Origin of the sequence: Halobacterium sp. KA-6, from assembly GCF_021029015.1 — an archaeon.
GTDB lineage: Archaea > Halobacteriota > Halobacteria > Halobacteriales > Halobacteriaceae > Halobacterium.
In genome coordinates this window covers 133,666-160,615 of record NZ_JAJJZH010000003.1, presented here as the reverse complement: position 1 = coordinate 160,615, position 26,950 = coordinate 133,666, and the positions used below count along the sequence as shown (strand labels likewise).

General features: G+C 64.3%; 27 protein-coding genes. 10 read left to right on the top strand and 17 right to left on the bottom strand.

Annotated elements, in window-relative coordinates; translation table 11 throughout:
* Window positions 1-347: 347 nt before the first annotated feature.
* Window positions 348-1,520 (bottom strand): acyl-CoA dehydrogenase family protein, encoded by a 1,173-nt coding sequence (locus LPA46_RS08695; protein ID WP_230892189.1) that lies wholly within the window; start codon window positions 1,518-1,520, stop codon window positions 348-350.
* Between the two features lie 114 nt (window positions 1,521-1,634).
* Here LPA46_RS08695 and LPA46_RS08690 point away from each other — a divergent pair, with 114 nt between their 5' ends.
* The 3 genes from LPA46_RS08690 (at window position 1,635) to LPA46_RS08680 (ending at window position 3,445) form a co-directional block, all read left to right on the top strand.
* Complete coding sequence (locus tag LPA46_RS08690) at window positions 1,635-2,423, top strand: SDR family oxidoreductase (RefSeq protein WP_230892188.1); 789 nt, start codon at window positions 1,635-1,637, stop codon at window positions 2,421-2,423.
* 103 nt (window positions 2,424-2,526) lie between these two features.
* Window positions 2,527-3,147, top strand: a complete 621-nt coding sequence (gene rdfA / locus LPA46_RS08685; protein ID WP_230892187.1) for a rod-determining factor RdfA — start codon at window positions 2,527-2,529, stop codon at window positions 3,145-3,147.
* A gap of 145 nt (window positions 3,148-3,292) precedes the next feature.
* On the top strand, window positions 3,293-3,445 hold the full coding sequence (locus tag LPA46_RS08680; RefSeq protein ID WP_230892186.1) for a hypothetical protein: 153 nt from the start codon (window positions 3,293-3,295) through the stop codon (window positions 3,443-3,445).
* Window positions 3,446-4,114: 669 nt separating this feature from the next.
* On the opposite strand, the gene LPA46_RS08675 is transcribed toward LPA46_RS08680, so the two are convergent.
* Window positions 4,115-5,353 (bottom strand): FAD-dependent monooxygenase, encoded by a 1,239-nt coding sequence (locus LPA46_RS08675; RefSeq protein ID WP_230892185.1) that lies wholly within the window; start codon window positions 5,351-5,353, stop codon window positions 4,115-4,117.
* Between the two features lie 142 nt (window positions 5,354-5,495).
* Here LPA46_RS08675 and LPA46_RS08670 point away from each other — a divergent pair, with 142 nt between their 5' ends.
* Window positions 5,496-5,960, top strand: a complete 465-nt coding sequence (locus LPA46_RS08670; RefSeq protein ID WP_230892184.1) for a pyridoxamine 5'-phosphate oxidase family protein — start codon at window positions 5,496-5,498, stop codon at window positions 5,958-5,960.
* Window positions 5,961-6,037: 77 nt separating this feature from the next.
* Complete coding sequence (locus tag LPA46_RS08665) at window positions 6,038-6,565, top strand: winged helix-turn-helix domain-containing protein (RefSeq protein WP_230892183.1); 528 nt, start codon at window positions 6,038-6,040, stop codon at window positions 6,563-6,565.
* A gap of 6 nt (window positions 6,566-6,571) precedes the next feature.
* On the opposite strand, the gene LPA46_RS08660 is transcribed toward LPA46_RS08665, so the two are convergent.
* Genes LPA46_RS08660 through LPA46_RS08645 form a run of 4 tightly spaced genes read right to left on the bottom strand, consistent with a single transcriptional unit; the run spans window position 6,572 to window position 11,830 of the window.
* A complete protein-coding gene (locus LPA46_RS08660) occupies window positions 6,572-8,206 on the bottom strand; it encodes a long-chain fatty acid--CoA ligase (RefSeq protein WP_442908230.1) in 1,635 nt (544 codons plus the stop codon).
* A 5-nt stretch (window positions 8,207-8,211) separates the two neighbouring features.
* On the bottom strand, window positions 8,212-8,703 hold the full coding sequence (locus LPA46_RS08655) for a Zn-ribbon domain-containing OB-fold protein (protein WP_230892181.1): 492 nt from the start codon (window positions 8,701-8,703) through the stop codon (window positions 8,212-8,214).
* The gene (locus tag LPA46_RS08650; protein WP_230892180.1) at window positions 8,700-9,893 is read right to left on the bottom strand and encodes a thiolase C-terminal domain-containing protein; all 1,194 of its coding nucleotides are present in this window, start codon (window positions 9,891-9,893) and stop codon (window positions 8,700-8,702) included. The genes LPA46_RS08655 and LPA46_RS08650 overlap by 4 nt, the downstream gene beginning before the upstream one ends.
* The gene (locus tag LPA46_RS08645; protein ID WP_230892179.1) at window positions 9,893-11,830 is read right to left on the bottom strand and encodes a 3-hydroxyacyl-CoA dehydrogenase/enoyl-CoA hydratase family protein; all 1,938 of its coding nucleotides are present in this window, start codon (window positions 11,828-11,830) and stop codon (window positions 9,893-9,895) included. The genes LPA46_RS08650 and LPA46_RS08645 overlap by 1 nt, the downstream gene beginning before the upstream one ends.
* A gap of 219 nt (window positions 11,831-12,049) precedes the next feature.
* Here LPA46_RS08645 and LPA46_RS08640 point away from each other — a divergent pair, with 219 nt between their 5' ends.
* A complete protein-coding gene (locus LPA46_RS08640; protein WP_230892178.1) occupies window positions 12,050-12,946 on the top strand; it encodes an SDR family NAD(P)-dependent oxidoreductase in 897 nt (298 codons plus the stop codon).
* Here the strand turns inward: LPA46_RS08640 and LPA46_RS08635 are convergent.
* Window positions 12,943-14,301 carry a methyl-accepting chemotaxis protein gene (locus LPA46_RS08635; RefSeq protein WP_230892177.1) on the bottom strand — a complete coding sequence of 453 codons (1,359 nt, stop codon included), beginning with the start codon at window positions 14,299-14,301 and terminating at the stop codon, window positions 12,943-12,945. The genes LPA46_RS08640 and LPA46_RS08635 overlap by 4 nt on opposite strands.
* A gap of 137 nt (window positions 14,302-14,438) precedes the next feature.
* Here LPA46_RS08635 and LPA46_RS08630 point away from each other — a divergent pair, with 137 nt between their 5' ends.
* The 3 genes from LPA46_RS08630 (at window position 14,439) to LPA46_RS08620 (ending at window position 17,532) form a co-directional block, all read left to right on the top strand.
* Window positions 14,439-15,314 (top strand): fumarylacetoacetate hydrolase family protein, encoded by an 876-nt coding sequence (locus LPA46_RS08630; protein ID WP_230892176.1) that lies wholly within the window; start codon window positions 14,439-14,441, stop codon window positions 15,312-15,314.
* Window positions 15,315-15,366: 52 nt separating this feature from the next.
* The gene (locus LPA46_RS08625; protein ID WP_230892175.1) at window positions 15,367-16,752 is read left to right on the top strand and encodes a DUF3179 domain-containing (seleno)protein; all 1,386 of its coding nucleotides are present in this window, start codon (window positions 15,367-15,369) and stop codon (window positions 16,750-16,752) included.
* 81 nt (window positions 16,753-16,833) lie between these two features.
* Window positions 16,834-17,532, top strand: coding sequence for an ABC transporter ATP-binding protein (locus tag LPA46_RS08620; protein WP_442908229.1), 699 nt, complete (start codon window positions 16,834-16,836; stop codon window positions 17,530-17,532).
* Window positions 17,533-17,608: 76 nt separating this feature from the next.
* Here the strand turns inward: LPA46_RS08620 and LPA46_RS08615 are convergent, their stop codons facing one another.
* From LPA46_RS08615 to LPA46_RS08575, 9 genes are all read right to left on the bottom strand, one after another.
* A complete protein-coding gene (locus LPA46_RS08615; protein WP_230892173.1) occupies window positions 17,609-18,625 on the bottom strand; it encodes a branched-chain amino acid ABC transporter permease in 1,017 nt (338 codons plus the stop codon).
* Complete coding sequence (locus LPA46_RS08610; protein WP_230892172.1) at window positions 18,625-19,506, bottom strand: branched-chain amino acid ABC transporter permease; 882 nt, start codon at window positions 19,504-19,506, stop codon at window positions 18,625-18,627. Before LPA46_RS08610 ends, LPA46_RS08615 begins: the two co-directional genes overlap by 1 nt.
* A 39-nt stretch (window positions 19,507-19,545) precedes the next feature.
* On the bottom strand, window positions 19,546-20,727 hold the full coding sequence (locus LPA46_RS08605) for an amino acid ABC transporter substrate-binding protein (RefSeq protein WP_230892171.1): 1,182 nt from the start codon (window positions 20,725-20,727) through the stop codon (window positions 19,546-19,548).
* Window positions 20,728-20,933: 206 nt separating this feature from the next.
* A complete protein-coding gene (locus LPA46_RS08600; RefSeq protein WP_230892170.1) occupies window positions 20,934-22,013 on the bottom strand; it encodes a cupin domain-containing protein in 1,080 nt (359 codons plus the stop codon).
* Between the two features lie 65 nt (window positions 22,014-22,078).
* A complete protein-coding gene (locus tag LPA46_RS08595) occupies window positions 22,079-22,261 on the bottom strand; it encodes a hypothetical protein (RefSeq protein ID WP_230892169.1) in 183 nt (60 codons plus the stop codon).
* Window positions 22,262-22,315: 54 nt separating this feature from the next.
* The gene (locus tag LPA46_RS08590; protein ID WP_230892168.1) at window positions 22,316-22,723 is read right to left on the bottom strand and encodes an acyl-CoA thioesterase; all 408 of its coding nucleotides are present in this window, start codon (window positions 22,721-22,723) and stop codon (window positions 22,316-22,318) included.
* A gap of 1 nt (window position 22,724) precedes the next feature.
* Window positions 22,725-23,426, bottom strand: coding sequence for an acetate--CoA ligase family protein (locus tag LPA46_RS08585; protein WP_230892167.1), 702 nt, complete (start codon window positions 23,424-23,426; stop codon window positions 22,725-22,727).
* The gene (locus tag LPA46_RS08580) at window positions 23,419-24,795 is read right to left on the bottom strand and encodes a CoA-binding protein (RefSeq protein WP_230892166.1); all 1,377 of its coding nucleotides are present in this window, start codon (window positions 24,793-24,795) and stop codon (window positions 23,419-23,421) included. Before LPA46_RS08580 ends, LPA46_RS08585 begins: the two co-directional genes overlap by 8 nt.
* Before the next feature lie 90 nt (window positions 24,796-24,885).
* Entirely contained in the window at window positions 24,886-25,407 is a 522-nt protein-coding gene (locus tag LPA46_RS08575; protein ID WP_230892165.1) for a gamma carbonic anhydrase family protein, read from the bottom strand.
* 93 nt (window positions 25,408-25,500) lie between these two features.
* Between LPA46_RS08575 and LPA46_RS08570 the strand changes: the two genes are divergently transcribed.
* Window positions 25,501-26,256: an ABC transporter ATP-binding protein gene (locus LPA46_RS08570; RefSeq protein WP_230892164.1), complete on the top strand. Its 756-nt coding sequence runs from the start codon at window positions 25,501-25,503 to the stop codon at window positions 26,254-26,256.
* On the opposite strand, the gene LPA46_RS08565 is transcribed toward LPA46_RS08570, so the two are convergent.
* Window positions 26,257-26,916 (bottom strand): MBL fold metallo-hydrolase, encoded by a 660-nt coding sequence (locus tag LPA46_RS08565; RefSeq protein WP_230892163.1) that lies wholly within the window; start codon window positions 26,914-26,916, stop codon window positions 26,257-26,259.
* Window positions 26,917-26,950 lie beyond the last annotated feature (34 nt).

Here is a 26,950-nt window from a genome sequence, read left to right as displayed (position 1 = left end):
ACTCCGTAAAGTCAATAGTATTTATTACTTCGAAAATTGGTAATTATGGGGGTTAGTTGTTGAGGTGGGGAGCTATACCTCATATTCGGACCATCATCGAAACCTGTTTCTCGATCGTATCTGGAATTTACTGAAACCGCTGTAATAGTAAATGACCGGATATAGGGCCTCTAAAAAAGTAATAGGCACCTAAACTACCTATTGTAACTAGTATTAGGATATACTGGACGGGTTGAATGACGCCCGCGGGGGCTGTCGATATACAATCCCCACTCACAATCACGATTCACTGACTGGCAAAAGAAATATAAAAATAGATATAGAACAATCAAATTACCAGATATCAGTTAGTTGTATGCGGCGATGCCAGTGAGGTCTTCGCCGAGAATCAGCGTGTGAATGTCGTGGGTGCCTTCGTAGGTGTAGACGGTTTCCATGTTCGTCATGTGGCGCATCGGCGAGTAGTCCGTGGTGATGCCATTCCCGCCCAGCATCTCCCGAGCGACCCGTGACTGGTCGCGGGCCATCCGGACGTTGTTGCGTTTCGCCATCGAGACGTGCTGGGGGCGCATGTCGCCGCGCTCCTTCAGATCCGCGAGACGGTGCGCGAGCAACTGCGCGAGCGTAATCTGGGTCGCCATCTCCGCGAGCTTCTGTTGTTGCATCTGGAAGCCGCCGATTGGTTTGCCGAACTGCTCGCGGTCCGTAGCGTACTCGCGAGCGGTCTCGAAGCAGTCCCGGGCCGCGCCGACCGCCCCCCACGCGATGCCGTAGCGCGCCTGCGTGAGACACGACAGCGGCCCCTTCATCCCGGAGACACCGGGAAGCCGGTTCTCCTTCGGGATGTGTACGTTCTGCAGGCTGATTTCACCAGTGATGGACGCACGGAGGCTGAGCTTGTCGTCGATCTTGTTCGTCGTAACGCCGTCGCGGTCGGTCTCCACGAGGAACCCCCGGACGGGGTTGTCGTCCTCGCTGTGGTCTTTCGCCCAGACCACCGCGACGTCCGCAATCGGGGAGTTCGTAATCCACGTCTTCGAGCCGTTCAGGACGTACTCGTCGCCCGCGTGCCCGCCGGCACGTTCGGCGCGCGTCTCCATCGCAGAGGGGTTCGACCCGTGCTCGGGTTCGGTGAGGCCGAAGCAGCCGACGGCCTCACCCGTCCCGAGTTTTGGCAGCCACTCCTCGCGCTGCTCGTCGCTACCGAACGCGTGAATCGGGTACATCACGAGCGCGCCCTGCACGCTCGCCATCGAGCGCAGCCCCGAGTCGCACGCCTCCAATTCCTGCATCAACAGCCCGTAGGACTTCTCACTGACGTTCGCCAGGCCGTACCCCTCTAGATTCGGCGCGTAGAACCCCATCTCGCCCATCTTCGGGATGAGTTCCTCGGGGAAGGTACCGTCTATCCAGTGCTGGCCGATGTCCTCGACTTCTCCGTCGACGAAGTCGCGAGCGGACTCTAACAGCAGTCGCTCCTCCTGATCGAGGTCCGCTTCCAGACCGAAGTAATCGAGCATACGGCGGCGTACCGCCTCCACCGACAAATAACCACACGCTGGAACGCCCGCGAGTGCCGGTCGCTGCTTGCCTGTACGGAAACGTTTTCGGACGACACTCCTATTGGCTCTGGTATGGACTTGGAAATCGACGGCAACGCGGCGCTCGTGACGGCATCCTCCAGTGGACTTGGGAAGGCCTCCGCGAAGGCCCTCGCTCGCGAGGGTGCAAACGTGGTCATCAACGGCCGTGACGAGGAACGGCTCGAACGTGCACGCGAGGAAATCGAGAGCGTGGCGACGGGCGAGGTCGTCGCACAGCCTGGTGACCTGACCGACGCTGACGACGTCGAGACGCTCGTGGAGACGACTGTCGAGGAGTTCGGCACCATCGACCACCTCGTGACCAGCGCAGGCGGCCCACCGTCCGGCGAATTCCTCGACACCGACGACGAAGACTGGCGGGAGACCTACGAACTGCTTGTAATGAGCGCCGTGCAGCTGGCGCGCGAAGCTGCTCCCCACCTGAAAGACGGTGACGGCGGCACAATCGTCACCATTACCTCCAGGACTGTCAAGGAAGCCAAGGAGAAGTTGGTGTTGTCGAACTCCGTCCGCATGGCGGTCATCGGCTTGGAGAAGACGCTCTCGAAGGAGTTCGCTCCGGAGGTCCGCGCGAACGCCGTCCTGCCCGGCTCCCACGAGACATCGCGCATCCGCGACCTCATCGAGCAAGCCATCGAGCGCGGGGAATACGACAGTTACGAGGAGGGGCTGGCGGACTGGGCGGACAACCCCCTCGAACGCGTCGGCGACCCGATGGAACTCGGCGACACGGTCGCGTTCCTGAGTTCGCCGAAGTCCGGCTACATCAACGGCGCTGCGGTCCCAATCGACGGCGGCTCGACCGAGTCCAACCTCTGAGCACGCCTCGAAGTCGAGGGCACTCGGTGGCCAGTTCCCTCGAACCGTCGTGTGGTCGAGGTGCAGGAGTAAGTATAACTGTCCGCAATTGCGTACAGCACGTATGGGCGATGCAGAGCACGATACTGGTGGCCGCCGAAGTAAGGTCGCGCGGCTCGTCGACGAGTACGACCTCGACGGGGTTGGCGCGGAATTGGAGGCGCGCTGGACGGCGACGGGCGACGACCACTGGAGCTTGCGGGACCTCGCGACGCACTTCAATCACGAAGTCGTTCGCGAACGCCTCTACGATGCTGGGATGCACCCCTCCGAGGCCGAAGTCGAGAACGTCGTTCGCTCGCTGACCGGCGACGGCACGGGTGCTGCCGAACAGACCCAGCTTCGCCGCCGCCTTGAACGAGAGGGCGTCGATATTGACGACCTGGCCGGTGACGTGGTGACGTATCAGGCCGTGCGGAGTTACCTCCAGGACTATCGCGGCGCGGAGTACGAACGTGAAACTAGCGATCGCCTTGACACTGTCTCCAACGCCGTCCAGAAGCTCCGCGGGCGGCTGGTCTCGGTCACCGAGACGAAATTTGACCAGCTCCGGAACACGTCCCATCTGACGCTCGGAGAGTTCCGCGTGATGGTCGATGTGCGCATCTTTTGCACGGAGTGTGACTCCCAGTACGGTGTCTCCGAGTTACTCACCGCGGGTGGTTGCGACTGCGACGAGGCGTAACTGGATAACAGAGGTAACGCTGTTATTCGGGCGGTGTAGCGCTGGTTTCTGAACCAACCTTGTTTTCATTGAGAAAACGCCTGGTCCGCAGTACGGCCCAGCGCGCGGACGAACCTATTTGTCGGTGCGGGTGGCTGTTCCCGCTGTGCAACTCGACGACGCGACCCGCGACCGACTCGCCGAATCGCTGTACGAGGCGCTGGAATCTCAGTCACCCATCGATCACGATATGTGGTTGGGTGATTCTCTCACTCATGTACCTGTCGCCGTAAATCGGATTACACTCTTTGCTCAATAGGTCGGTTCAGTAGTGACTGTGTGACTTAATGCACGATTCATATTACACCTTATAACGTTCTCTCTCATCGAACGGATTCGAATTACGCCATCGCCTTCTATTCATATCTATAAAGATAAAATAAATACACGTACTTATAGACTACATCTAGGATTGGCGCTGGAACCACTGGTCTCGTGGGTCGTTCCCGAACTGAAGATCGGTCCGAGTGAGGAAAGCCGACGCTACTGCGAACGAGCGCGCCGCGTGAGCATTTGTTGCCAGTATTCGAACCCATGCGGGAAACGAGTTTAGGAGCCGTTATAATACCTCTAATCCCATTACATACACCTATACTAATGTACCAAAGTTCTGTTTCGTGTCACCGAACAACCTTCTAGACACTAATAAATGGTCACCGTTCCCCCGCTGGACTGAACACGTACGGCCGCACGTCATTCGAGCCAAAACAGGGGGATTCGTGCATCTCGGACTGACACACGTAAAAGAGCGCTGTAACCGAAGCCATTCGTTCCTAACCACCAGGAATGTTCGTCTAGACCGAATATCAGAATAGCAGCGTTCAAACCGGCGTCTACGGCCGACAAGCGTGACGCTATTCGCGCCGAGAGCGGAGAGAAGCGGAGAATCGAAAATCGGCTGTGCCTCGTTTCGGTCCGTGTGGACCGCTTAGTACTGTCCGATGGTCACCGGTGGCCCGCCGTGCGGACCGTACGGTGCGTCGTCGAGCCACTCGCCAGCGGGCTCGTAGTACGGCGCAGCCTTCGCCGCGAGCCACTTCTTCGCTCGCGTGACGTAGCTGTCGCCCTGCAGGTATTCGAGGGCCTGCCCGGCGGCGTTTTTGTTGTACTCGGCGGCCTTCAGGCGCGTGATTCCGTACTCCGTGATTTCGGCAGCCCGGGCCTCCTCAACGTCCGCGTTCAGCGCAACCGTGATGGCGCTGGCAGCGGCCTCTGCGTCAGCGACGCCGGAGTTCATCCCGCGCGCGCCGAACGGCGCGAACAGGTGACCGGACTCCCCGGCGAGCAGCACGCGGTTCTCGTCGTCGACCATCCGGTCGGCGATGACCTGCTTGAATTTGTACTGGGAGACCCACTCGACGCGGTCCCGGTAGCGCTCGCCAAGCGTCTTCGCGACGAGCTCGCTAATCTCCTCGTCCTCGGTCATCTGCTGGGGGTTGTCGTCCTCCTTGCACTGGATGTCGACGCGCCAGCCGCCCTGAAACGGCACGAGCAGAACGTTACGACCGTCCACGCGCGGGTGGTCGTAATGGAACACGCGTTCCTGGAACAGCTGTTCGTCCTCGTCGTCGAACTCGTCGACGTCCGCGATGATGAAGGAGTTCGCAGACTCGGTGCCGTCGAACTCGCCGCCGATTTCCTTGCGGACCGTCGAACCGGCGCCGTCCGCGCCGACGACGTACTCGGCGTGGTACTCTTCACCGCTCTCGGTCTCGACGCGCACGATGTCCTCGCCGGATTCGACCGTCTCCACGCCGTCGTCCCAGTGGACGTCGATGCCCGCGTCCGCGACGGCGTCGAGCATGTACTTCTCCGTCCAGACCTGAGGAATGCTGGTGAAGTGCGGGAGGTCGCCGTCGCCGCCGGGGTCGGGGTAGGTCCGTTCGAACACTTCCGTTCCGCGGAACAGCGTCCGTCGCGTCGACCAAATCATACCATTGTCGACCAGCCGGTGGCCGAGGCCGGGCGACGCGTTCTCCAGCGTGCGGAGCGTGTCCTTGTGGACGTAGATAGCCCGGCTTCCGGGCCGCTCTCGGTCTTCGGGATCGGCTTCGAGGATTGTGACGTCGACGCCTCTGGCGTTCAACGCGAGCGCAGTCGTCATACCGGTCGGCCCCGCTCCGGCGACGACGACGGGCGCGTCTACTTGAACTTCTGAGCCGCTCATCGTATTACAACCAACGTGGAACGGGGGTATAGATGTTTCCCTGCTCGATAACACACAGCAATAGTGAACAGTACACGATGAACGGGGCGGGACGAATATGTTCGCACCGAATTTCTTCGTACCCGTACCCTAACGTGTTCGTATGGAAGCACCAGAGACCAGCGACCGACCCCTGCGTGGCGTCGCCATGGACGAGACCGAACGCGACGAGTTCCTCCACGAGCGCGGTATCGGCGTGCTCTCGCTGGCCAGTGAGGACGTCGCCTACGGGTTCCCGATTTCGTTCGGGTGGGACGGCGAACACCTCTACTTCATCCTCCTCCAATTCGGCGAAGGCAGCGAGAAACTCGACTACGCCGCCACCACGGAACGAGCGACGTTCTCGACGTACAACTTCGAAGACGAGCACCACTTGCGCAGCGTCGTCGCACGCGGCCCCATCGAGGAGGTCTCAGCCGACGATACCGACGACGTCACCGAGACGATGTTCGAGAACGCGCAATTCGCGAGCCTATTCCCCCACGGCGAACCCATAACCGACCAGCCCCGCTACCGGCTCGTCCCCGAAGAACTGACTGGCCAGAAGGGCCAGGGCCACGACACGTAACTCGCGAATCGATTTTCCGGGTTCGTGCGTCGCGCGGCAATCACGAATCTTAACATCGTTTAGGGTGACAACCCGGTATGGCCAACGACACACCGGCGTACGACTTCAAGGACCGCGACGTGGTCATCCTCCGAGAGCTTGCCAAAGACCCCGGGGTCTCCTCGCGGGACCTCGCGGACATCCTCGAAGACGAGTACGGCATCGACGTCTCCTACGTCACCGTCAACGAGTCCATCCGCAACATGCGCGAAGCCGGCGTGTTCCGCGAAGCCATCGTCCCCAACGAGGAGTACTTCGTCTTCGAACTGTTCGAGTTCAAGTTCAACCCCGAGTACTTCGCCGACGAGTGGCGCGAGACGATGGAACACATCCGCGACTCCGAGCACACGCTGATGTACTTCCTCTCGGACGGCGAGTACCAGTGGAAGTCCATCATGCTGTTCCCCACGCGCGAGGTCGGCGAGCGCTGGCTCCACGAGTTCTACAAGAACCACGGCAAGACCGTGCTGAACGTCCGCACGTCGGTGATGACGAACGTCCTGGAGTTCGGCGCCAGCCCCGACCTCTTCGACAACCTTGACCCCGAGAACGGGAAGACGCTGTAGCGGGAGCTACTCGTCGATTGGCAGCGAACCGTACCGCTCCTCGAACTCCTCAGTGAGTGCGAGCTTGTCGAACTTCCCGGTGGACGTTTTCGGCACTTCCTTGACGAACTCGAAGCGGTCTGGCAGCCACCACTTCGGGAACTGGTCGAGCAAGTGCTCGCGGAGGTCGTCGACGGTCACGTCCCCGTTCGTCACGACGTACGCGACCGGCCGCTCCTGCCACTTCTCGTGGGAAACGCCGATGACGGATGCTTCCTCGACGCCCTCGTGACCGATGAGCGCGTTCTCCAACTCGATGGAGGAAATCCACTCGCCGCCGCTCTTGATGACGTCGTCGAGGCGGTCGACCACGTCGATGTAGCCGTACTCGTCGATGGTGGCGACGTCGCCGCTCCGGAAGTAGCCGTCCTCGGTCCAAGACGCCTCCGAGGCTTCGGGGCGCTCGTAATACTCGTCCGCGAGCCACGGCGCTCGTGCCTGTACCTCACCCGGCGTCTCGCCGTCGTGCGGTACCGGGTTCTCATCTTCGTCACGCAGGCGAATCTTCACGCCCGGCGCGGGCACCCCTGCCTTCATGCGGAGGCGGTCCTGTTCTTCCTCCGGGAGCTGCTTGACTTCGGTCGTCATCAGCGTGTTCGCGAGGTGCGGGGAGGCTTCGGTCATCCCGTAGCCCTGCCCGATGGGGGCTTCATACACCTCGTCGAACTTCCGAATGAGCGACTCCGGCGGCGAACTCCCGCCGATGAGCACGTCCTGGAGCGTCTCCAAGACTTCGGGCCCGAGGTCGTCGGACTCCTCGATGATGCGGTCGACCTCCATCCAGACCGTCGGGACCGCGGCCGCAATCGTGACGTCCTCGTCCTCTATCATCGGGAGGAGGTCGTCCGGGTCGGTGTGCTGGTTCGGCAATACGATTTTCGCGCCCGTGAACGTCGTCGTGTATGGGAACCCCCAGCCGTTGACGTGGAACATCGGCACGACCGGCATCACCACGTCGGACTCGCTGACGCCGAAGACGTCCACGTGGCTGTGCATCATCGTGTGGAGGAACTGGCCGCGGTGGGTGTACTGGACGCCCTCCGGGAGGCCCGTCGTTCCGGACGTGTAACAGAGCGCGCTCTCGGTCTCCTCGTCGATGTCCGGCCAGTCGTAGTCCGTCTCGTAGCCTGCGATGAACGACTCGTAGTCCGTTACGGGTTCGAGGCTCGTCTCAGGGATGTCGTCCTCGTCGCCGAGTATGACGTATTTCTCGACGGTGTCGAGTTCGTCCGCGATGGGTTCGATAGTGTCGACGAACTGCGGGTCGAGGAACAGCAATCGGTCCTCGGCCTCGTTGATGATCTTCACGAGGTGGTGCTCGGGCAGCCGGTGGTTCACCATGTGGATGGAGCGCTCGCTGCAGGACGGCCCGAAGTACAGTTCGTAGTGCCGGAAGTGGTTGAGCGCCATCACGCCCGAGCGTTCCCCGGGTGTCATCCCGTAGTCGTCCAGGGCGTGCGCGAGCTGGCTGATGCGCTCGTAGGCGTCGCCGTACGTGTAGCGGTGCGTGCTGCCGTCCGGGAGCGCGGTTACGATCTCCTTGTGGGAGAAGAGGTCGCGGGCGCGCTCCAGGAACGTCGTTATCGTCAGGTCGTAGTCCATCGTCATTACGTGTCACCCCGTGGTTCGAAGCGGTAAAATACCCGTTGCTGGTCCGTTGGGCCGTCTATTTCCGTGACCACCAGCGACACCGGGTCGCCGATGTCGAGGTCGTCGTACTCCGCGCCGTCGATGCGCGCGGACAACTGCACGTCTACGCCGTCGAGGTCCACGACGCCCGTGACGAACGGCGTGTCCATCCCGATGGGACTCCCGCGGACCGTCGAGAACGCGTGCAGCGTCCCCTCGTGGGGCAGCGAGACGTATTCGAGGTCGTCACTCGTGCACTCCGGGCAGACCACCCGGGGCGGGAAGTGCAGTTCTCCGCAGTCGGTGCACTGCGTCGTGGACAGCGACCCCTCGCGGAGTCGGTCGTAGAACTCGTGGATGCGCGTGTGTTCGGCGTCCTGCAGGTCGTAGAAGTCCAGCAGGCGCGGCAGTTCGATGCGTTCCGGAATCGTGACGGTGCGCCGGGGCACCTCGTCGTCGGTGTCTGTCATTGTGGGTCCCTCCCGAGGGTCATCACGCTGTGTACGGAGCCGCTGCCGCTGAGGTTGTGGATGAGCCCGGTCTCGGGGCTGTCCGGCACCTGGCGGGCGGACTCCACCTCGCCGGTGAACTGCTTGTACACCTCAAGCGCCTGCGAGACACCCGTCGCGCCGAGAGGGTGTCCACAGCCGAGCAGGCCGCCTCTGGGATTCACGGCGATGTCCCCGTCGAGTTCGCTGCGGCCGTCCTCGATGAACTGGCCGCCCTCACCCTTCTCTACCCAGCCGAGGTCCTCGTACTCGATAATCTCGCTGATGGAGAAGCAGTCGTGGACTTCAGCGACGTCCAACTCCTCGACGGGGTCGTCGATGCCCGCCTGTTCGTAGGCCTCTTCTGCGGCCTGCGTGGCCTGCGGCCACGCGGACATCGAGGGGAGGTTGTTGATGGAGTTGCTCGCCATGCAGGACTGTCCGCTGCCCGTGACGTACGCCGCGGTGTCCGTGAGTTCGCGGGCCTTCTCCTCACTAACGAGCAGGAGGCCGGCGGCCCCGTCCGTGATGCCGCTGCAGTCCAGCAAGCACAGCGGTGGCGCGACCGGGTACGAGTCCAGCACGTCGTCGACGTCGACGTCCTGCTGGAACTGGGCGTACGGGTTGTTCGCGGCGTGGCGCTTGTTCTTCACGCTCACCTTCGCGAGCTGTTCGCGCGTGGTGTCGTACTCGTGCATGTGCCGCTGGGCGTACATCGAGAAGAACGACGGCGCGTTCAGGCCGTTGACGCCATCGAATTCGCGGTCGAGCACGTTCGTCATGCTCGCCTGCATCTCCCCCATGTACTCGTCGCCGAGGTTCATCTTCTCGACGCCCAGCACGAGCGCGACGTCGAGTTGGCCGGCAGCGATGGCGAGCCACGCGTACCGCAGCGCGGCCTGCCCGCTCGCGCACGCCAACTCTGTCCGGGCAATCATTTTCGAGGCGTTCACGCCCAGCAGCTCCGCCGCCAGCGGCGCGACGTGGCTCTGGAATGCGAACCGCTCGGGCTGGACCGCGCCCACGAACAGGCCTTCGACGTCGTCCGGCCCGAGGCCGTCCACGTCGTCGAAGGTGGCCTTCCCGGCCTCCTGGGCGAGGTCTTTCCACGTCGCTTCGCGCTTGCCCCAGTCCGCGTGCCCGCCGCCGACGATTGCAGCGTTCCGAGGCATCACTCGAACTCCGGTTCGCGGTCGTCACGGAACGCCGTGACGCCCTCGACCATGTCATCAGTCGTCGTCAGCAGCCCGAACGCCTGGCTCTCGGAGTCGAGGCCGGCCTGCAGGCTGGCGTCCTGTCCGTCGTCGATGACGCGCTTGGCGACCTTCAGCGCCGTCTTCGGCCCGTCCGCGAGGTCGTCGACGAAGTCGCCGACGACGTCGTCGAACTCGTCCGCCGGAACTGCGCGGTTGAGCAGCCCCCAGTCGGCGGCGCGCTCGGCGGAAATCTGCTCGCCACGGAAGACCAACTCTTTCGCACGGCCCTCGCCGACGATACGCGTGAGCCGCTGCGTCCCCCCGCCGCCGGGGATGAGCCCAAGGTTGATTTCGGGCGCGCCCAGCGAGGAGTCCTCGGTGGCGATGCGGAGGTCGCAGGCGAGCGCAATTTCGAAGCCCGCGCCCAGACAGAAGCCGTCGATGCGCGCGAGCGTCGGGCGCTCGAACTGGTCGATAGCCTGAATCGTCTCGTCGACGTCCATCAGTTCCGTCGGTTCAGAGGCCATGAAGCCCGTGATGTCCGCGCCGGAGCTGAACGCCTGCCCCGCGCCAGAGAAGACCACGCAGGACACCTCGTCGGTGTCGGCGTTGTCGAGCGCCTCCTTGACCTCGCCGAACATCGTCTCGGAGAACGCGTTCAGGCGCTCCGGGCGGTCGAACTCGACTTCGAGGACGCCGCGTTCGGTGAGTTCCTTGTTGATGTACTGGTAGGGACCGTCGCCGGCGTAATCGTGGAACCCGCGACCGGCGTCCACGCCCGTGTGGCCAGCGTTCACGAGTTCGACGAGATAGTCCGCGGGCGCGAAGCGTTCCGAGCCCGTTTCCTCGTGGAGCGTCTGGAGTTTGTCCAGAACCTTGTCGAGGCCAATTTGGTCGCCGAGCCGGCAGACACCCTCTGGGAAGCGCGCGCCGAGGCGGCTCCCGAGGTCCACGTCGTCGGGCGTGGCGACGTCGCCGCCGACGAGCTTGGCGGCCTCGTTGACCATCCGTGCTTCCACGCGCAGCCAGTCGAAGTTCTCGCCATCGCCGGGCTCGTAGTTCGGACCCTCGGCTTCCCAGTCGTAGAAGCCCTGCCCCGTCTTCTTCCCGAGGTTCTCGTTCTCGACCTTCTCCGCGATTGCCGGCGGGGAGTCGAGGTCCGTACCCTCGCGGAAGTGGTAGGCGATGTCGATGCCCGTGTAGTCAGCGAGTTCGAACGGGCCCATCGGGTAACCGCGCTGGTAGACCATCGCGGCGTCAGCCTGCTGAATCGTCGTCTCGTCGTCGCCGAGCATCCACGCGGCCTCCTCGATGAACGGCAGCATGACGTTGTTCACGATGAAGCCGTGGACGTCACGCTTGACGTCGATGGCGCGCTTGTCGAGGTCGTCGACGAACGCGTGGATGGCCTCGAGGGTTTCCTCGCTGGTCTCCTCGCCGTGGACGACTTCGACGAGGTCCATCTTCACGGGCGGGTTGAAGAAGTGTGCGCCCACGACCTGTTCGGGTCGGTCGGTCGCCGCGCCGATTGCGGTGATGCTGAGTCCGGAGGTGTTCGACGCGAGAATCGCGTGTTCGGGGGCGTAGTCGTCGACCTCGGAGAAGGTGTCCTTCTTGAGGTCGAGGTCTTCGGGAATCGCCTCGACGACGAGGTCCGCCGACTCGGTTGCGGTTTCGAGGTCGACTGCGCCCTCGATGCGGGCGCGCACGTCGTCGGCCGACTCGTCGATGCGGCCCTTCTCCTCGAGTTTGCCGAGACTCCACTCGATCTGTTCGAGGCCGTCGTCGACGTACTCGCGTTCGATGTCGCGGAGTACGACGTCGTAGCCCGCGATGGCTGCGATTTCCGCGATTCCGTGGCCCATGCTCCCCGCGCCGAGCACGGTCACGCGCTGTATGTCACTTTCTCCCATCGTTCGAGTACAAGTTAACCTCGGTATTTAAAGTATCGGTTACTCTGTGTCCTTATATTCCTGTTTTAGTTAACTACTGATGCGATACGCGCGCTCCCAAAGATTTGCATGCTGGCTCGTCGAACTCCGCGACATGCGCTCTCGACACGTTCACAGCCGTACGCCCACCGATCACGAATCGACCAACGAGCGCGCTCCCGCTCGGACGGAGGGACAGCGATGACGAGCCTCGACGGGAAGGTCTGCATCGTCGGTGGCGCCGGCAACGGCCTCGGCGAAGCAACCGCGAGAGCGCTCGCCGACCACGGCGCGACCGTCGTCGTCAACGACCTCGGAACTTCGGTCCACGGTGAAGGCAGTGACCCAGCAGTCGCCGAGCGCGTCGCCAAGTCCATCCGCGAGGATGGCGGCGACGCAACCGCGCACGCCGGCGATCTCACGGAATTCGCGTACGCCGACGACCTCGTCGCCGACACCGTCGCCGACCACGGGCGCGTGGACGCCGTGCTCAACTTCGCGGGCATCCTCCGCGACGACCTCAGTTACAAGCTCGACGCCGAAGACTGGCAGGCCGTCGTCGAGACGAATCTCACCGGCCAATTCACGCTCCTGCAGGCAGCCTGCAAGCACTGGCGGGACGCCGCAGGCGGCGACGGCTTCGACAGCCAGCGGTCGTACCTCGCGGCCAGTGCGCATTCCGCGCGCGGCAACGTCGGCCAAGTAAACTACGCCGCCGCGAAAGCCGGCATCCTGGGGATGATGCGCACTGTCTCCTCGGAGATGCACCGTCACGGCGTCCGCGTGAACGCACTCGTCCCGAACGCCTACACGCGGATGACCGAGACCGTCCCAGAAGAACATCGCCCGTACACACGCGAGGAGATGCCGCCCGAGCGCGTCGCTGCGTTCGCCGCATTCCTCGCGAGCGACCACGCGACCGACGTCACCGGCTGCGCGCTCTACGCAGGCGGCGACCGCGTCGGCGTCTTCTCCGAGCCCACGCTGGACTGCGTCGGCATCCAGCCTGGCGGCTGGAGCGTCGAAGCCCTCGCCGAACACTTCGAAGAAGACATCGCCGGCGACGTCGACCTCACGAGAACAGAGAGTTTCTTCTAGTCGTCGATGGTCGCTTCCAATTCGGCTTCCACGTCATGGATGCGTTCGCGGACGCTGCGCGCGGACGCGGTCTGTTCGTCGTTCTCGTCGGCGAGCTCCCCGATTTCTTCGACCACGTCTTCGAGGCTCTCCAGCGCGTCGTTGAGCATCGTCGTAACCTCCTCGGCGCTGACCGCCTGCTCGTCGGTCGCTTCCGCAATTTCGGCCATCCCCGTCGAGGTCTCCTCGGCGGCGGAGTGAATCTCGCTCTGACGCTCCCGAATCGTCTCCACGCGTTCGACGGTCTGCTCGATGCCGTCGGTCGTGCGCTCGACGCCCTCCGTGGTCTCGTCGACGATGTCAGTCACCCGCTCGATGGTGGACTCGATGGCGTCCACTTCGTCTTTCGACTGGTCGGCAAGCTCCTTGATTTCATCCGCGACGACCGCGAACCCGTCGTTGTTCCCGTCCGTGCGCGCGGCTTCGATGTTCGCGTTCAGCGCGAGCAGATTAATCTGGGAGACGATGTCACTGATGACGTCCACGACGGACTCAATTTCCTCGACCTGTGAGTCCAACTCGACGGCAGTCGTATCGAGGTCGGTCGCGGCGTCCTCGACATCGTCCAAGAGCGCTTGCGCCTCGTCGGTCGCGTTGACGGAGGCCGCCGCGTTCTCCGCGACATCCCGAGCGCGACTGTCGACCTCGTCAGTCTGGGAGGCAATTTCCTCGACGGTCGCCGACAGCGACTCCACCTCGTTGCGCACCTCCGCCAGTGACTCCACCTGCTCGCGGGCGGTCTCCTCGATGAACTGACTGTTCTCCGCGACGGTCTCCGAGGACTCCAACAGTTCCTTGACAGTCGAATCGACCTCCGAGGTAATCTGCTCCTGTGCGTCCTTGACAGCGCGGCGCTGCTCCACGAGGTCGGTCACCCGCGACACCATCTCGAACGAGCCGACGACGTCGCCGTCGGGGTCGTATAGCGGCAGCGCGGCGGCGCTGACGTGCCACTGACTGCCGTCGTCGTTCGTCCCGGAACGCACCCGGTCCTCGTTGACGATTTCCTCGGTGCGCACGACCTCCTCGGCGAGCGTGTCGGTGACGTCCTCGGTGCCGATGACGTCGTGGGCGACCTCTCCAAGTACGTCCTCGGCGGGCGTGTTCTGGATGTCCTCCTGCTCTCGGTTCCAGTGAGCGACCCGGCCGTCGTCGTCGACCACTAGCGCCGGCTCGGGGAACCGCTCTGTCAGGTCCTCGAAAAGGTGTTTCCAGAAGTCCCGCTCGTGGCGCAGTTGCTCGACCTCGCTGGCGTCGTCCGGTGGGTCGTACAGCGATGCGGCCGCCGTGTCGTGCTCGCGGTGTCGTGAGGCCATGATGGTCCTTTCTCCGTGAGTATGTGTAATAAGCGTTCACCGCGATTATCGACAACGAAACTTGGAGTGCCGGGGACCCCCGGCTAGTCTGTGGGCGAACGAGATGATTTATGAGGGTGCTCGCCCCACAACGACACATGCGATTCGTTCGCTTCAACGAGGACCGACTGGGCTTGCTCACTGACGACGACGGCGTCGTCGACCTCACTGACCGTCTCAGTATCGACGCTGAGGACCCGCTCGTCGAGTACATCAACGGCGACTACGACGCCAGCGAGTACGCCGATGCCGACCCCGACTACGACCGAAGCGAGGTCGAACTCGGCTCCCCCGTCGAGCGCCCCGGGAAGGTCATCGCAGCGCCGCTGAACTACGAGAACCACATCGAGGAGGCGCTCGCGGACCGCGACATCACCACCGAGGAGTGGTTCAGCATCGAGGACAAGGGCTACTTCCTGAAAGCACCCTCCAGCGTCGTCGGCCCCGACCACGGTGTCGAACTGCCGTTCTCGGACCGCCGCGTCGACCACGAAATCGAACTGGCGTTCGTCATGGGCGAGGACGTCAAAGACGTCGACGCCGAGGACGCCTGGGACCACATCTTCGGGTACACGATTCTGCTGGACATCTCCGTGCGCGGCGACCAGGACCGCTCGAACCGGAAGTCCTACGACACGTTCACGGTCATCGGGCCGGCGGTCGTCACGGCCGACGAGATTGAGGACCCGCAGGACCTCCAGATGGAGCTCGAACTGAACGGCGACCGCAAGCAGTACGAGAACACCGGGGACATGGTGTACACGTGCGCGGACATCGTCGAATACGCCTCGCTGGGCGCGACCATCGAAGCCGGCGACGTCATCACCACCGGCACGCCGGAAGGCGTCAGCGAGCTCTCTGACGGCGACACTATCGACGCCGAAATCGAGGACGTCGGGCGGATGCTTGTCGACGTCACCGAGCGCGACATGCGCTTCGAGGACGTTCACGTGACGAAGGGCGGCCAGGAGTAGTCGCAGTTCCCCGACACACACATTTTTGGCAGTCGCTCGCACAGTCCCGAGCATGCCGACTGATTCGCCAGACCTGCAGGAGTACGTCGAGCAGTTGCTCGTCCGGGACGCCGACGCACACGCCGACGCCGTCGACGCGCTCGCCGAGCACGGCGACGAGCGCGTCGTCCCACACCTACTGGAAGTGCTCGTCATCGACGCCATCGGCAACGACTGGAAGCAGTTCGGCTTCCCGGAAGTCCTCCGGAGCCGCGACCCGCCACGCTACCTTGACCTCCCCGAAGTCCGGTGGCCGGGCGTCCGTGACGCGCTCGCCGAACTCGCGGAGCCGAGCTTCGACTCCGACCACGCGTGGGTCGAGTGGGAGTCGTGGTACTCCCAGCAGGACATCGAACCATTAGCGGGTTTCGACGAGTGGAAGCTCCGCCTCTACAAGTCCTACCTGCCGCCGGTTGGCGCTTTGCTCGACGCCGAACCACGGAACTTCGACCTCCAGGCGATTCGATGGGGGAACTGCGACCGCTCGTTCCTCGCGGCACTGAACTCCCCGGACTTCCTGCCCGCCGCCGAGGGCAGCTACCTCGACGACGAGGACACCGTCTTCGGCTTCGAAATCGAGGGAACTCAGTACGCTGTCCCTCGAGAGGTGCTGTTCCCACACGAACTGCTGAACGTCACTCTTGACGGCGTCCCTGTGAGCCTGACGTACTGCACGCTCTGTAACGCTCCCATCCTCTACGATAGGAGAGTCGAGGTCGACGACCACGACGTGCTCACGTTCGGGAGTACGGGAATGCTCGCGTCCGGGAACAAGGTGATGTACGACGAGGAAACCGAGACGCTGTGGGACCAACACGCCGGCGTGCCGACCGCGGGTCACTACCTGAAGGAGCGCCCGGACCTCGTGCTTGACCAGTTCGCCGTCACGCAGACGACGTACGGCGAGTGGCGCGACGAGTACCCGGAGACGCACGTGCTCGACCCCGAAACGGGCTACGACTACGACTACAGCCACTACGACGACCACATCGGGTTCTTCCGGCACTACTGGAACAACGAGGACGTCGTCCAGCCTGGCGTCCAGAAAGCCGAGGGCGAACTCCCCGAGAAAGCCGACGTCTACGGCCTCGTCTCCGAGGACGCCAGCGAGGTCTGGGTAATTCCCGTCGAGGAGTTCGACGACCCGCTCGTCGGCGAGGTCGATGGCCGCGAGGTCGTCGTCATTCGGGACGCGACCGGTGACGTCGCCGCCTACGAGGCGCCGCCGACGCCGGTCGAACGCGACGGCGACATGCTCGTCGATGCCGACGGCACGGCGTGGACGGTTACGCGAAACGAACTCCGCGCCGACGTAGCGACGCTCGAACGGATCCCCGGCCGCCACGGCCTCTGGTTCGCGTTTCGAACCCACTACGACGACGCGCACGTGTTGCGGTAGCCTCCTCGACGGTTGGACCGCTGTCGTTTGTGGACGGAGGTACTCTTTTATGGAGGACCTGTGTACGGTGGCGCAATGACCCTGCTCGAAGTAGACGGTATCGACGTCGCGTACGGTGACGTGCAGGTCGTCTGGGACGTCAGTTTCTCGGTGACGGAAGGCGAGACCGTTGCGCTGCTGGGCGCGAACGGTGCCGGGAAGACGACCGTGCTGAAGACAATCTGTGGCCCGCTCACGCCCACCGATGGCGAAATCACGTTCCGTGGCGAGTCTATTGGCCACCTCCAGCAGGACGAGGTCGTCCCCAAGGGCGTCACGCACATTCCCGAGGGCCGGGAGATTTTCTCGGACAGCACCGTCCGCGAGAATCTCCGACTGGGCGCGTACACGAACCGCGACGGCATGAGCGAGCGCCTCGAACGAGTGTACGAAATCTTCCCGCGCCTCGAGGAGCGAAAAGGCCAGAAGGCGGGGACGCTGTCCGGCGGCGAACAGCAGATGCTCGCTATCGGTCGCGGGCTGATGAGCGACCCGGACCTCATCCTGCTCGACGAGGCTAGTCTCGGGCTCGCACCCGTGCTCGTGGAGGACGTCTTCGACGCTATCGAGCGTATCAACGAGGAAGGGACGACGGTGTTGCTCGTCGAGCAGGACGTCAACAACGCGCTCCGCATCGCCGACCGCGGCTACGTTCTCGAATCCGGCCGGATGACGCTCTCGGGCGACGCCGAAGAGCTCGCAACCGACGACCGCGTCGCGGCGTCGTACCTCGGCGGCTAAACGCGGACCGACGACTCACTTCTCGGGAAGGCGTAGCGTCGATAGAAAAGTCGGTATGCGAAGCGGTTCGCCGGTGTTACTCGGCTTGTTCGGCTGCGGCTTCTTCCTCAGTCTCCGTGGATTCGTCGCCGCCCGAGCGGTCGGTGAGGAGCTTATAGAGGCCGCCCGGCACGAAGATGACGAAGATGATGATGAGTGCGCCCTCGATGGTGGTGGCGAACTCGCCGGCCGTCTCGCGCAGGACCGTGTCCAGCGTCAGGAACAGACCCGCGCCGAGCAGCGGTCCGGCCATCGTCCCCATGCCGCCGAGGACGACCACGACGAGCGTGTCGACCATCCACGTGACGCCGAGCGTCGAGTCGGGGTTGACGTACAGCGAGAACTGCGCGTAGAAGCCGCCAGCCAGTCCCGCCATCGCGGAGGCGACGGAGAACGCGAGTAGCTTGTACCGCAGTGGGTTGACGCCGAGGCTGCTAGCCGCGTCCTCGTCGTCGTGAATGGCACGCATGCCGAGGCCGGAGCGGCTGTTCACGATGGCGTACGTGACGAGCACGACGCCGACGGTCGCAGCCAGCATTAGCAGGTACACTACCGGCTCGCTGAGGTTGTTCTGGACGTAGTAGCCCGTCGAACCGCCGGAGAACTGGCGTTGGTCGAGCAACACGAGCTGGATGATTGCTGCGACTGCCAGCGTCCCGATGGCGAAGTAGTGGCCGGTCAGGCGGAACAGAATCGGCCCGAGGAGGAGCGCGAGCAGTCCCGCGGCGACCGTCCCGCCGGCGACGGCGACCAGCGCGGGCGACTGGATTGCTTCCGGGAGCCCTGCTCGCGCTGGCGTGGTCAGCCACGCGGAGACGAACGCGCCGAGCCCGAAGAACGCGTGGTGCCCGAGCGAGACCTGGCCGGCGTAGCCCGCGACCAGATTCCACGACACACCGAGCACGACGAAGACGAGCCCAGTGAACACGAGGTCTGTGATGTACGCCGTCGTCGAGAACGGGATGACGGCGAGCGCGAGCAAGCCGACGATGGCGATGGCGAGGCGTCGCCGGTCCCCGAACAGGCCCTCGAAGGGTTCAGTGAGCGACACCATCACTCACCACCTCCGGAGCTACCGAACAGGCCGTGTGGCCGCACGAGCAACACCAGCACGAAGATGCTGAAGCTGATGATGTCACGGAAGCCGCCGCCGAGGTAGAGCACGCCGACGTTCTCGGAGACGCCGAGGATGAGCCCGCCGACGAGCGTGCCGGCGACGCTGCCGACGCCGCCGAGGACGACCACGGCGAACGCCTTCAGGAGGTACGACCAGCCGACGAACGGCGTGATCGGGAACAGCATCGAGAGGAGCGCACCCGCCGCGCCGGCGAGCCCGGTACCGATGCCGAGCGTGAGCACGTAGATGTTGTCCGTGTCGATGCCCATGTACTGGGCGGCGGAGCTGTTCTGGGCGGTCGCCCGGATAGCCAGTCCCGTGGTCGTGTACTTCAGGAACGCCCACGTCCCGAGGATGAGGACGATCGAGAGCACGAACGTCACGACGCGAGGGAACGAGAGCGTCGCCGCGCCGATGGCAATCGCGTCCCCGGGAATTCCGATGTCCGTGGCCTGGGCGTCGCTCCCGACGACGATACGGCCGATACTCTGGAGCATCAGCGCCAGCCCGAACAGGACGATAATCGGTTGTTCCATGCCTTCGCCGACGACGCGTTCGAGGACGAAACGCTGGAGCGCCATCCCGAGCACGAACAGCACGGCGAACGCGACGACCATCCCGACGATGGGCGTGAGGCCGAGCGCCGTGAACAGGACGATGGCGACGTACGCGCCGACCATCAGCATGTGGCCGTGAGCGAGATTGACGATGTCCATGATGCCGAACACGAGCGAGAGCCCGAGTGCGGCGACGGCGTAAATCCCGCCGAGTAGGAGGCCGTTGAGCAGCGACTGAACAAGTAGGTCGGTTGCTACCATGTGTGGATATGTGTACCGAGAGAGTGGGGGGCTAAGAGATTACCGTTCGCTCCACGGCGGAATCGGGTACTGGAAGTCAATGGCTCCACGGCCGTCGACGTCCGGGTAGACCGTGTGCTGGTTGCCTTCCCACCACTGACCGGTCGGTGCCGTGAGGTCGCCTTCGGAAGGCAGGCCGTTGTCCTCGAAGCCGAACGAGCCGATGACCGTCTCGAACTCCGTGGAGCGCAACGTCTCCTGGAGCGCGCCCGCGTCCGTGGAATCCGAGCCCTCGATTGCCTGGAGGGCGGTCTGGGCGACGTTGTACGCGCCGCCGACCGGCGTCCGGATGAGCTCGCCGTCCTCGAGGCCGTACTCTTCCTCGTAGGCCGACCACATCGCCTCGTTGCCGCCGCCGGTGAGGCCGGGCACCCAGCCGGGACACATGCAAGCGTACGCACCCGACTCGCCGAGCGCGGACCACCAAGCCGTCGGGTCCGCGGCACGGACGAACTTCAGCACGTCCGGCGACCAGTTGTTCTCCTGCATCTGGTTGACGGCGGTGATGCCACCGGGCGGCGTCGGCGTCGACAGCAGCGCCTCGACGTTCGCGCTCTCGGACTGGGAGATGAGCGTCGAGAAGTCCTGGTTGCCCAGCGAGAACGTCTCCCGGAGCACGACGTCGTAGCCGGCGTCAGTGAGCGTCTGCTCCCAGTAGTCAGCCTGCTCTTCACCCCAGCCGCTGTTGGGCTCCCAGAGGCCGACGTTGCTCGGGCGCTCGCCCTCGGGGATGAGGTCGAGCAGGCCCGCCGTCGAGCGCGCGACGTCGCGAGACTTCGGGAACGGCGAGTACGTCCACTCGTACCCTTCGTTGCGGTGCGGCGCCTCGTAGGCGAAGAACGCGCCGATGAACGGGATTCCCTGCCCCTCTGCGAACGCGGAGCCGGCGGTCACGAGGAGACTGGAGAAACTCCCCCAGATCATGTCGACTTCGTTGTTGCTCGTAATCTGGGTGAGGTTCTGCCGGACCACTTCGGGGTCGCTCTCGTCGTCCTGCATGATGAGCTCGACGTCCTGGTCGAGCGCTTCGTCCATCATGGCGACGCCGAGTTCGTACCCGCGCTTGACCGCCGCGCCCAGCGAGGAGAATTGGCCGGATTCGGGAATCGTCGCTGCTATCGTGATGGTCTCGCCGCCTCCACCGCCACCACCGAGGAGGGTACAGCCAGCGAGTCCGGACATGCCGACGGTTCCGGCTGCGCCGAGTGTTTTGAGATACGTGCGCCTGCTCTGGGACCTGTTACTGTCCACCATGCTATACCCACACCTATATCACTTACATCATAAAACATGCGGTAAACCCCTAAATACTGATATTACTGGACATGCTCACGGCTCCTTCCTCCTCGCAGAGAGTGAAAGAAAACGAACGCAAGTCGAGATGCCGGTTACGAGGACGGCTCGGCTTCGGCGTAGAAGTTGAGCGCGCGCAGCACCGGCTCGTCCGTGATGCCCAGTAGGATAGCTTCCTCGCTGTCCGGCTCGTGGTGGTGGATCTCGTCCGGCGGCACGACGAAGATGTCCTTCTCGCCCCACTCCAGAGCCTCATCGCCGACGTGGGTGACGCCCTCACCCTCGATGACGAAGTACACCTCCGTGGAGTTGTGGAAGTGACGGTCGGTGGCTTCCTGCAGGAGTTGCGCGCGGAACGACATCGTCGGCGTCACCGGCGGCTCGCCCGTCGCCGGGTTGACGTACGCGAGACTGTGACCGTCGTAGGGGTCCGGGTCGTCGTTGTCCGCGTGCTGGCGCAGCGCCTCCACCATCTCGTCCCAGCCGAAGCGGTACGGCGGCGTCGCCGCGCGGTCACCCTCGAAGGGCCCCGGGATGGAATCGTCGTCGTCCTCGTTGGTCGGGCGGCCGCGGCCGTACTGGGAGTCCCAGTACCCCTGCGTCTTCGTCACCGGCTGGCGTTCGAGTTCGTGGTTCTCGAAGACGTGGGAGTTGTTCAGCGTGTCCAGGAACAGCGGCAGGTCGAGGATGTCCAGCCACGCCGCCGTCTCGTCGGAGTCGTTGACGTGGTCGTGCCACTCCCACTGCGGGGTGGTGATGAGGTCGTGGTCGTGCATCGGGAACTCCTCGCCCGCGACGACAGTCTTCATCTCCTCGTGGCCGTCGATGGTGAACCGGAGCGCGCTCGACGCATGGCGGTGCGCGGGCGCAGTCTCACCAGGCGAGACCGTCTGAACGCCCACGTAGATGGTGTTCGAAATCGCGTGAGGCGCGTTGATCGGGACCGCAACCCGGCGCTGGAACCCCGGCGGCAGGTCCTCGATCGGCACGTCTTCCTCGATGCCGTCGATAGCGGCCTGGATGTCGTCCCACTTCCAGATGTTCGCCCCGATGTCGTCGAGGAGGTCGCCCATATCGTTCTCAACCTCCCACAGCGGGACGAGGTCGTGTTCGTCGAGAAGCCCCCTCGTGTCCGCACTCATCTCTAGGAGGTCCTCTGTGTCTTGCGTTGCCATAGTGCTACATTAGCACAGAAATCTCATAAGTGTACTGGACCCGGCGTCCAGCGGAGACGAACGTGTTAGGCTCCCTCGGCGACCTGCTCGGCGAAGACGTCCTTCGACCGGAACATCGCACGGCAGTCTTCACAGACCATCGCTCCCTGGATGGCGTACTCCCAGAGTTTCCCGCCGCAATTCAGGCAGTCGAAGTGCGCTTCCACGAACGGGTCGGCCTCCGCGTACGGGTTCGTGAATTCGGCCATGCCAGTACCTCGCGCACCGAACAGCAAAAACGTACCGTCAACGGAACCGTCTGCTCAGTCCTCGACGTACGCCTCGAACGCTGCGCGGAGGTCGTCGGGAAGTTCCATCGACCCGCCACCGCCGTGGTGCGCGCAGACGCGCTGCTCGTACCCCGAGAACGCCACCTCGCCGTCACAACGCGCGACGTACTCGAAGCGCACACTCCGTCCACCCGGGTCCGGCGTGAGTTCGATAGTCACTTCGTCGCCGGCTTCGACCGGGTTCTCGAATTCGAAGTTCATCTCCACGAGCGGCAGCCCGAACCCGTGCTCTTGGGATATCTCCCAGAACGGGAACCCGAGTTCCTGCATGAACATGTCCGAAGTCTCGTGGAGCGCGTCCACGATGCGCGGGTAGTGCGCGATGCCGAACGGATCCGTGTCCGAGAACCGCACGGTCCATTCGCGTTCGTAGCCCGACATCTCACTTTTCCTCCAGTACGACGAGCGCATCGAGCGCCACAGCGCCCTCTTCGGTCGCCAGCACCGGGTTCACGTCCACTTCCGAAATCGCCTCGTGCTCATCGACGAGGTCACCGACCGCCGCTACGACCTCGGCGAGCGCATCGACGTCCGCGGGGTCGCGGCCACGGTACCCTTCCAGCAGCTCGATGGCAGTCAACTCCTCGATGGCTTCCCGGGCCTCCGCCGCGTCGATGGGCGCGATGCGGTGGCTAGTGTCCTCGTAGACCTCCGTGAAGATGCCACCGAGGCCCGTCAGCACCACCGGGCCGAACGATGGGTCGCGGAGCCCACCGACGATGACTTCCGTGCCGGCGTCCACGTCCCGCGCCTCCTCCACGAGCACGTCGGCGTCGATATCGCGTGCGTCCGCCGCCGCGAAGATGGCGTCCGCGGCGGCCCGGACTGCCTCCGCCGAGTCCAGCCCGACCGCGACACCCGCGCCGTCGGCCCACTCGCTCTTGTGCGTGACCGACGGCGAGGACACCTTCACGACGACCGGGAAGCCGATGTCCGCGGCGGCCTCGACGGCCGCGTCCGAATCTGCGGCGACCGAGAACGCGGGCGTCTCGATGCCCGCGTCCGCGAGCAGCGACTTCGCCTCCGCTTCCGTGAGCGTGGTGCGGCCGTCCGCCTGCGCGGCAGCGATGGGGTCCTCAGACATCGGCGCTCACCTCCTCGTCGGCAGCAGCGTCGTCCAGTGTCGCGTACCGAGCGAGCACTGCAGCCGCGTCCGCGCCGCGCTCGGGAGACGTGAACACCGGCACGTCAGCGTCCCGGAGCGCGTCGAGGTCGTCGGCCATCGACTCTGCCGGCCCTTCGGTTGCGAACAGCACGGGCTTGTCCACGCGCTCGGCGAGGCCGTCCAGCGTCTCCTGCGGGAAGCCCAGCGCCTCCTCGAACAGTTCGTAGACGAGCACCACGTCGACCTGCTCGTCCTCCGCAACGGCTTCCACGATGTCACCGAATTCCGGCATCGGTCGGCCGGTGTCGACGGGATTCTCCGCGTACGTGATGCCGGGGAGAATTTCGCCGACCTCGTCTTGGGTGTCCTTCGCGAGGTCCGGGAGGGTCGCGCCCGCTCGCTGCAGGCGGTCTGCGATGATGATGCCCGGGCCGGCCTGTGCGGTGACGACACCGACGTTTGCGCCGTCGGGTTCGGGGGAGTTTGCGAGCGCCTGCCCGCTATCGAATAGCTCGGTGGTGGATTCAACTGTGGGAACGCCGTACTGCGAGAAGCCGGCGGTGTAGAGCGCGTGGTCGCCAGTGAGTGCGCCCGTGTGGGACTCCGCGAAGTCGCCGACGTCAGCCTGCCCAACCTTGTACGCGACGACCGGCGTGTCGGATTCGCGGCACGCTTCGAGGAGCGCGCGGCCGTCGTCGGTCCCCTCCACGTGGAGTACGATGGCGTCCGTGTTCGGGTCCGAGTCGAAGTACGGAATCGCTTCCTCGAAGCCGACGTTCGCGCGGTTCCCGAGGCCGACCATCGTCGCGATGCCGCGCCCCTCGCGGTGCGCGCTGAACGCCAACTGGTGGGCGACCCCGCCGCTCTGGGCGAGAATCGTCACGCCGCCCGGGCGGAGGCGCTCGACGCCGCCTGCGAACGACGCCAGTAGATTACTCGCGGGCGCCACGAACCCGCTCGTGTTCGGCCCGAGGAGCGCCACGTCGTGCTCGTCAGCCGCCGCGACGACGGCGTCCTGGAGTTCCTCGCCCTCGCCGCCGGCTTCCGCGAAGCCGCCGGCGTAGATGACCGCGCCGCCAACGCCGGCCTCGCCGCACTCCTCGACGACGTCCGGGACGACGTGTGCGGGGACTGCCAGCAGTGCGAGGTCGACTGTCTCCTCGATGTCAGTGACGGACTCCACGAACGGCTCGCCGAACACTTCGCCCTCGCCGGACGGGTTCACTGGGTACACCGTGCCGTCGAACTCGACGGCGTTCGCCATCGCCTCGTAGCCGAGCTTCCCCTCCGTAGCGGAAGCACCGACGACTGCGATACGCTCGGGACGGAACAGGCGCTGTAAGTTCACGTTCCACAGTACACTGAATGCCACTAAAACGGTTTTCCCTCCGACAAGCGACGGCGATCGTGTCGCTCTCGCTGCACTCGCCTCTCGGACTCACTCCGGGAGCACGGGTCCGTCCTCGACGACGCGCGTCGTCCCGGCGTACTCCTTTGCGAGTTCCGCGTACCGGTCGCCGGCACCCGCCCAGAAGTCGCCCTCCAACTCTTGGCGGACTTCAGCGGGCGTCCCAACCGCGAGCACACCACCGGGAATCTCGGTCTCCTCGGTGACTGTGCTGTTCGCCCCGATGACGCTCTCCGGCCCGATTTCGGCGTCGTCGAGGATGACCGCGCCGATACCGACGACGCTGCGCTCGCCGACAGTCGCGTCGTGAACGACTGCGTTGTGACCGACGGTCGCGCCGGCTTCCAGCACTGCGTGCTCGTGTAGCGTCGCGTTGTCCTGGACGTTCGCGCGCTCACCGAGCACGATGCGGCCGTGATCGCCGCGCAACACCGCGCCCGGCCACACGCTCGCTTCCGGCCCGATTTCGACGTTTCCGATGACGGTCGCGCGCTCGTCGACGTACGCCGACTCCGCGACCGTTGGTGTTACGCCGTCGTATGCTCGAAGCATCGTCTCCGTAGTCGACGCCGTCGGTTACATGCTTTTGGGACGCTCGGCGGTGAGAGCTACATTTATGCGGGTGGGTAGGTAACGGCTATCAAGATGACCGTACTCGAAGGCGAGCACCTCACGAAGAACTTCGGCGGTATCGTCGCCGTCGACGACGTCTCCTTCTCCATCGACAAGGGGGAGACCGTGGGACTCATCGGACCGAACGGTGCCGGGAAGTCGACACTCTTCCGGCTCATCTCCGGCGTCCAAGAGCCGACTGAGGGGACCGTTTACCTCGACGGCGAGGACATCACGGGACTGACGCCGCACGAAATCTGTCACCGTGGACTCGTCCGCACGCACCAAATTGTCCACCCGTTCGAGAATCTCACGCTCGTGGAGAATGCCGCCGTCGGCGCGGAGTTCGGTGGCCGGAACACCGGCGAGCCGAAAGAGCGCGCATACGAAGCGCTCGAATTCGTCGGGCTCGACGACATGGCACACACCACGCCCGACGAACTCAGCGTCGGCGCACTCAAACGCCTCGAAATTGCTCGCGCACTCGCAACAGACCCGGAAGTCCTGCTGTTCGACGAGGTCGCGGGCGGCCTCGACACCGACGAGACGGAGGCTATCGTCGACCTCATCCGTGACATCGCCGACCGCGGGAAGACCGTCTTCCTCATCGACCACGTGATGCGCGCGCTGATGTCCGTCAGCGAGCGCGTGTTCGTCCTCGACAACGCCAACCTCATCGCGACCGGCACGCCCGACGAGATTCAGAACGACCGCCGGGTCATCGAAGCCTACCTCGGCGAGAACGCCGGCGAGGCCATCGGCGACACTGCGGGCGCCGGCGCAGACTGATCACTCCGGTTTCCCAGCGAAGTTCACGAACCGCTCTAGTTTCTTACTCGCGTCCTCCGTGACGCTCTCCCCGTGGTAGACGAGGCCGACGTCGAAGTCGTACGCCAACAGCTTCGCGAGTGACTCGTCGGCGGCGTGGAGGTCCGCCGAGTAGTACCCCGTCGGAAGCACGAAGTACCCTTCCGGGAGGCCGCGGGCGTCCGCTCCGAACACCGCGTCACCCATGACCGCGACGTCGCTGTCCTCGTCGACGAGTGAGTGGTGTTCGGGCGTGTGGCCGGGTGTGTGGATGGCCGTGAATTGGCCGACCTCGTCACCGTCGCCGAAGCGGTGGTCGGGGTCGTGACCCTCGACGTCGAGTCCTTCGGGGAGCCACGTTTCGAGGTCGTAGCGTTCGACGAGACCGGGGAGGCCGCCGACGTGGTCGCCGTCGCCGTGTGTGACGACGAGGCGCTCGGGTTCGATATCAAGGTCCGTGAGGGCGTCCGCGACCACGTCTGTGGTGCCTTCGAGGCCGGCGTCCACGAGCGTCGGGATGTCGCCGTCGAAGACGAACACCCGGTAGCGGCCGCCGTTCAACTCCGCGAGTGTGATGTCGTAGACGTCGGTGGCTGGCTCCGTAATCATCGCTTCGACGGTGGGTGTGGGAGAACCAAACATCTTCCGCCGTCCTCACCCGTTCCGGAAGACAGAT

Bases quoted from the DNA above. Each gene is read 5' to 3' on its own strand.
- LPA46_RS08675 (WP_230892185.1), bottom strand. From the start codon at position 5,353: ATGAGCGGCTCAGAAGTTCAAGTAGACGCGCCCGTCGTCGTCGCCGGA.
- LPA46_RS08565 (WP_230892163.1), bottom strand. From the start codon at position 26,916: ATGTTTGGTTCTCCCACACCCACCGTCGAAGCGATGATTACGGAGCCA.
- LPA46_RS08655 (WP_230892181.1), bottom strand. From the start codon at position 8,703: ATGACAGACACCGACGACGAGGTGCCCCGGCGCACCGTCACGATTCCG.
- LPA46_RS08615 (WP_230892173.1), bottom strand. From the start codon at position 18,625: ATGGTGTCGCTCACTGAACCCTTCGAGGGCCTGTTCGGGGACCGGCGA.
- LPA46_RS08600 (WP_230892170.1), bottom strand. From the start codon at position 22,013: ATGGCAACGCAAGACACAGAGGACCTCCTAGAGATGAGTGCGGACACG.
- LPA46_RS08670 (WP_230892184.1), top strand. From the start codon at position 5,496: ATGGAAGCACCAGAGACCAGCGACCGACCCCTGCGTGGCGTCGCCATG.
- LPA46_RS08610 (WP_230892172.1), bottom strand. From the start codon at position 19,506: ATGGTAGCAACCGACCTACTTGTTCAGTCGCTGCTCAACGGCCTCCTA.
- LPA46_RS08650 (WP_230892180.1), bottom strand. From the start codon at position 9,893: ATGCCTCGGAACGCTGCAATCGTCGGCGGCGGGCACGCGGACTGGGGC.
- LPA46_RS08625 (WP_230892175.1), top strand. From the start codon at position 15,367: ATGCCGACTGATTCGCCAGACCTGCAGGAGTACGTCGAGCAGTTGCTC.
- LPA46_RS08630 (WP_230892176.1), top strand. From the start codon at position 14,439: ATGCGATTCGTTCGCTTCAACGAGGACCGACTGGGCTTGCTCACTGAC.
- LPA46_RS08605 (WP_230892171.1), bottom strand. From the start codon at position 20,727: ATGTCCGGACTCGCTGGCTGTACCCTCCTCGGTGGTGGCGGTGGAGGC.
- LPA46_RS08570 (WP_230892164.1), top strand. From the start codon at position 25,501: ATGACCGTACTCGAAGGCGAGCACCTCACGAAGAACTTCGGCGGTATC.
- LPA46_RS08645 (WP_230892179.1), bottom strand. From the start codon at position 11,830: ATGGGAGAAAGTGACATACAGCGCGTGACCGTGCTCGGCGCGGGGAGC.
- LPA46_RS08640 (WP_230892178.1), top strand. From the start codon at position 12,050: ATGACGAGCCTCGACGGGAAGGTCTGCATCGTCGGTGGCGCCGGCAAC.
- LPA46_RS08690 (WP_230892188.1), top strand. From the start codon at position 1,635: ATGGACTTGGAAATCGACGGCAACGCGGCGCTCGTGACGGCATCCTCC.
- LPA46_RS08695 (WP_230892189.1), bottom strand. From the start codon at position 1,520: ATGCTCGATTACTTCGGTCTGGAAGCGGACCTCGATCAGGAGGAGCGA.
- LPA46_RS08665 (WP_230892183.1), top strand. From the start codon at position 6,038: ATGGCCAACGACACACCGGCGTACGACTTCAAGGACCGCGACGTGGTC.
- LPA46_RS08575 (WP_230892165.1), bottom strand. From the start codon at position 25,407: ATGCTTCGAGCATACGACGGCGTAACACCAACGGTCGCGGAGTCGGCG.
- LPA46_RS08635 (WP_230892177.1), bottom strand. From the start codon at position 14,301: ATGGCCTCACGACACCGCGAGCACGACACGGCGGCCGCATCGCTGTAC.
- LPA46_RS08590 (WP_230892168.1), bottom strand. From the start codon at position 22,723: ATGTCGGGCTACGAACGCGAATGGACCGTGCGGTTCTCGGACACGGAT.
- LPA46_RS08595 (WP_230892169.1), bottom strand. From the start codon at position 22,261: ATGGCCGAATTCACGAACCCGTACGCGGAGGCCGACCCGTTCGTGGAA.
- LPA46_RS08660 (WP_442908230.1), bottom strand. From the start codon at position 8,206: ATGGACTACGACCTGACGATAACGACGTTCCTGGAGCGCGCCCGCGAC.
- rdfA (WP_230892187.1), top strand. From the start codon at position 2,527: ATGGGCGATGCAGAGCACGATACTGGTGGCCGCCGAAGTAAGGTCGCG.
- LPA46_RS08585 (WP_230892167.1), bottom strand. From the start codon at position 23,426: ATGTCTGAGGACCCCATCGCTGCCGCGCAGGCGGACGGCCGCACCACG.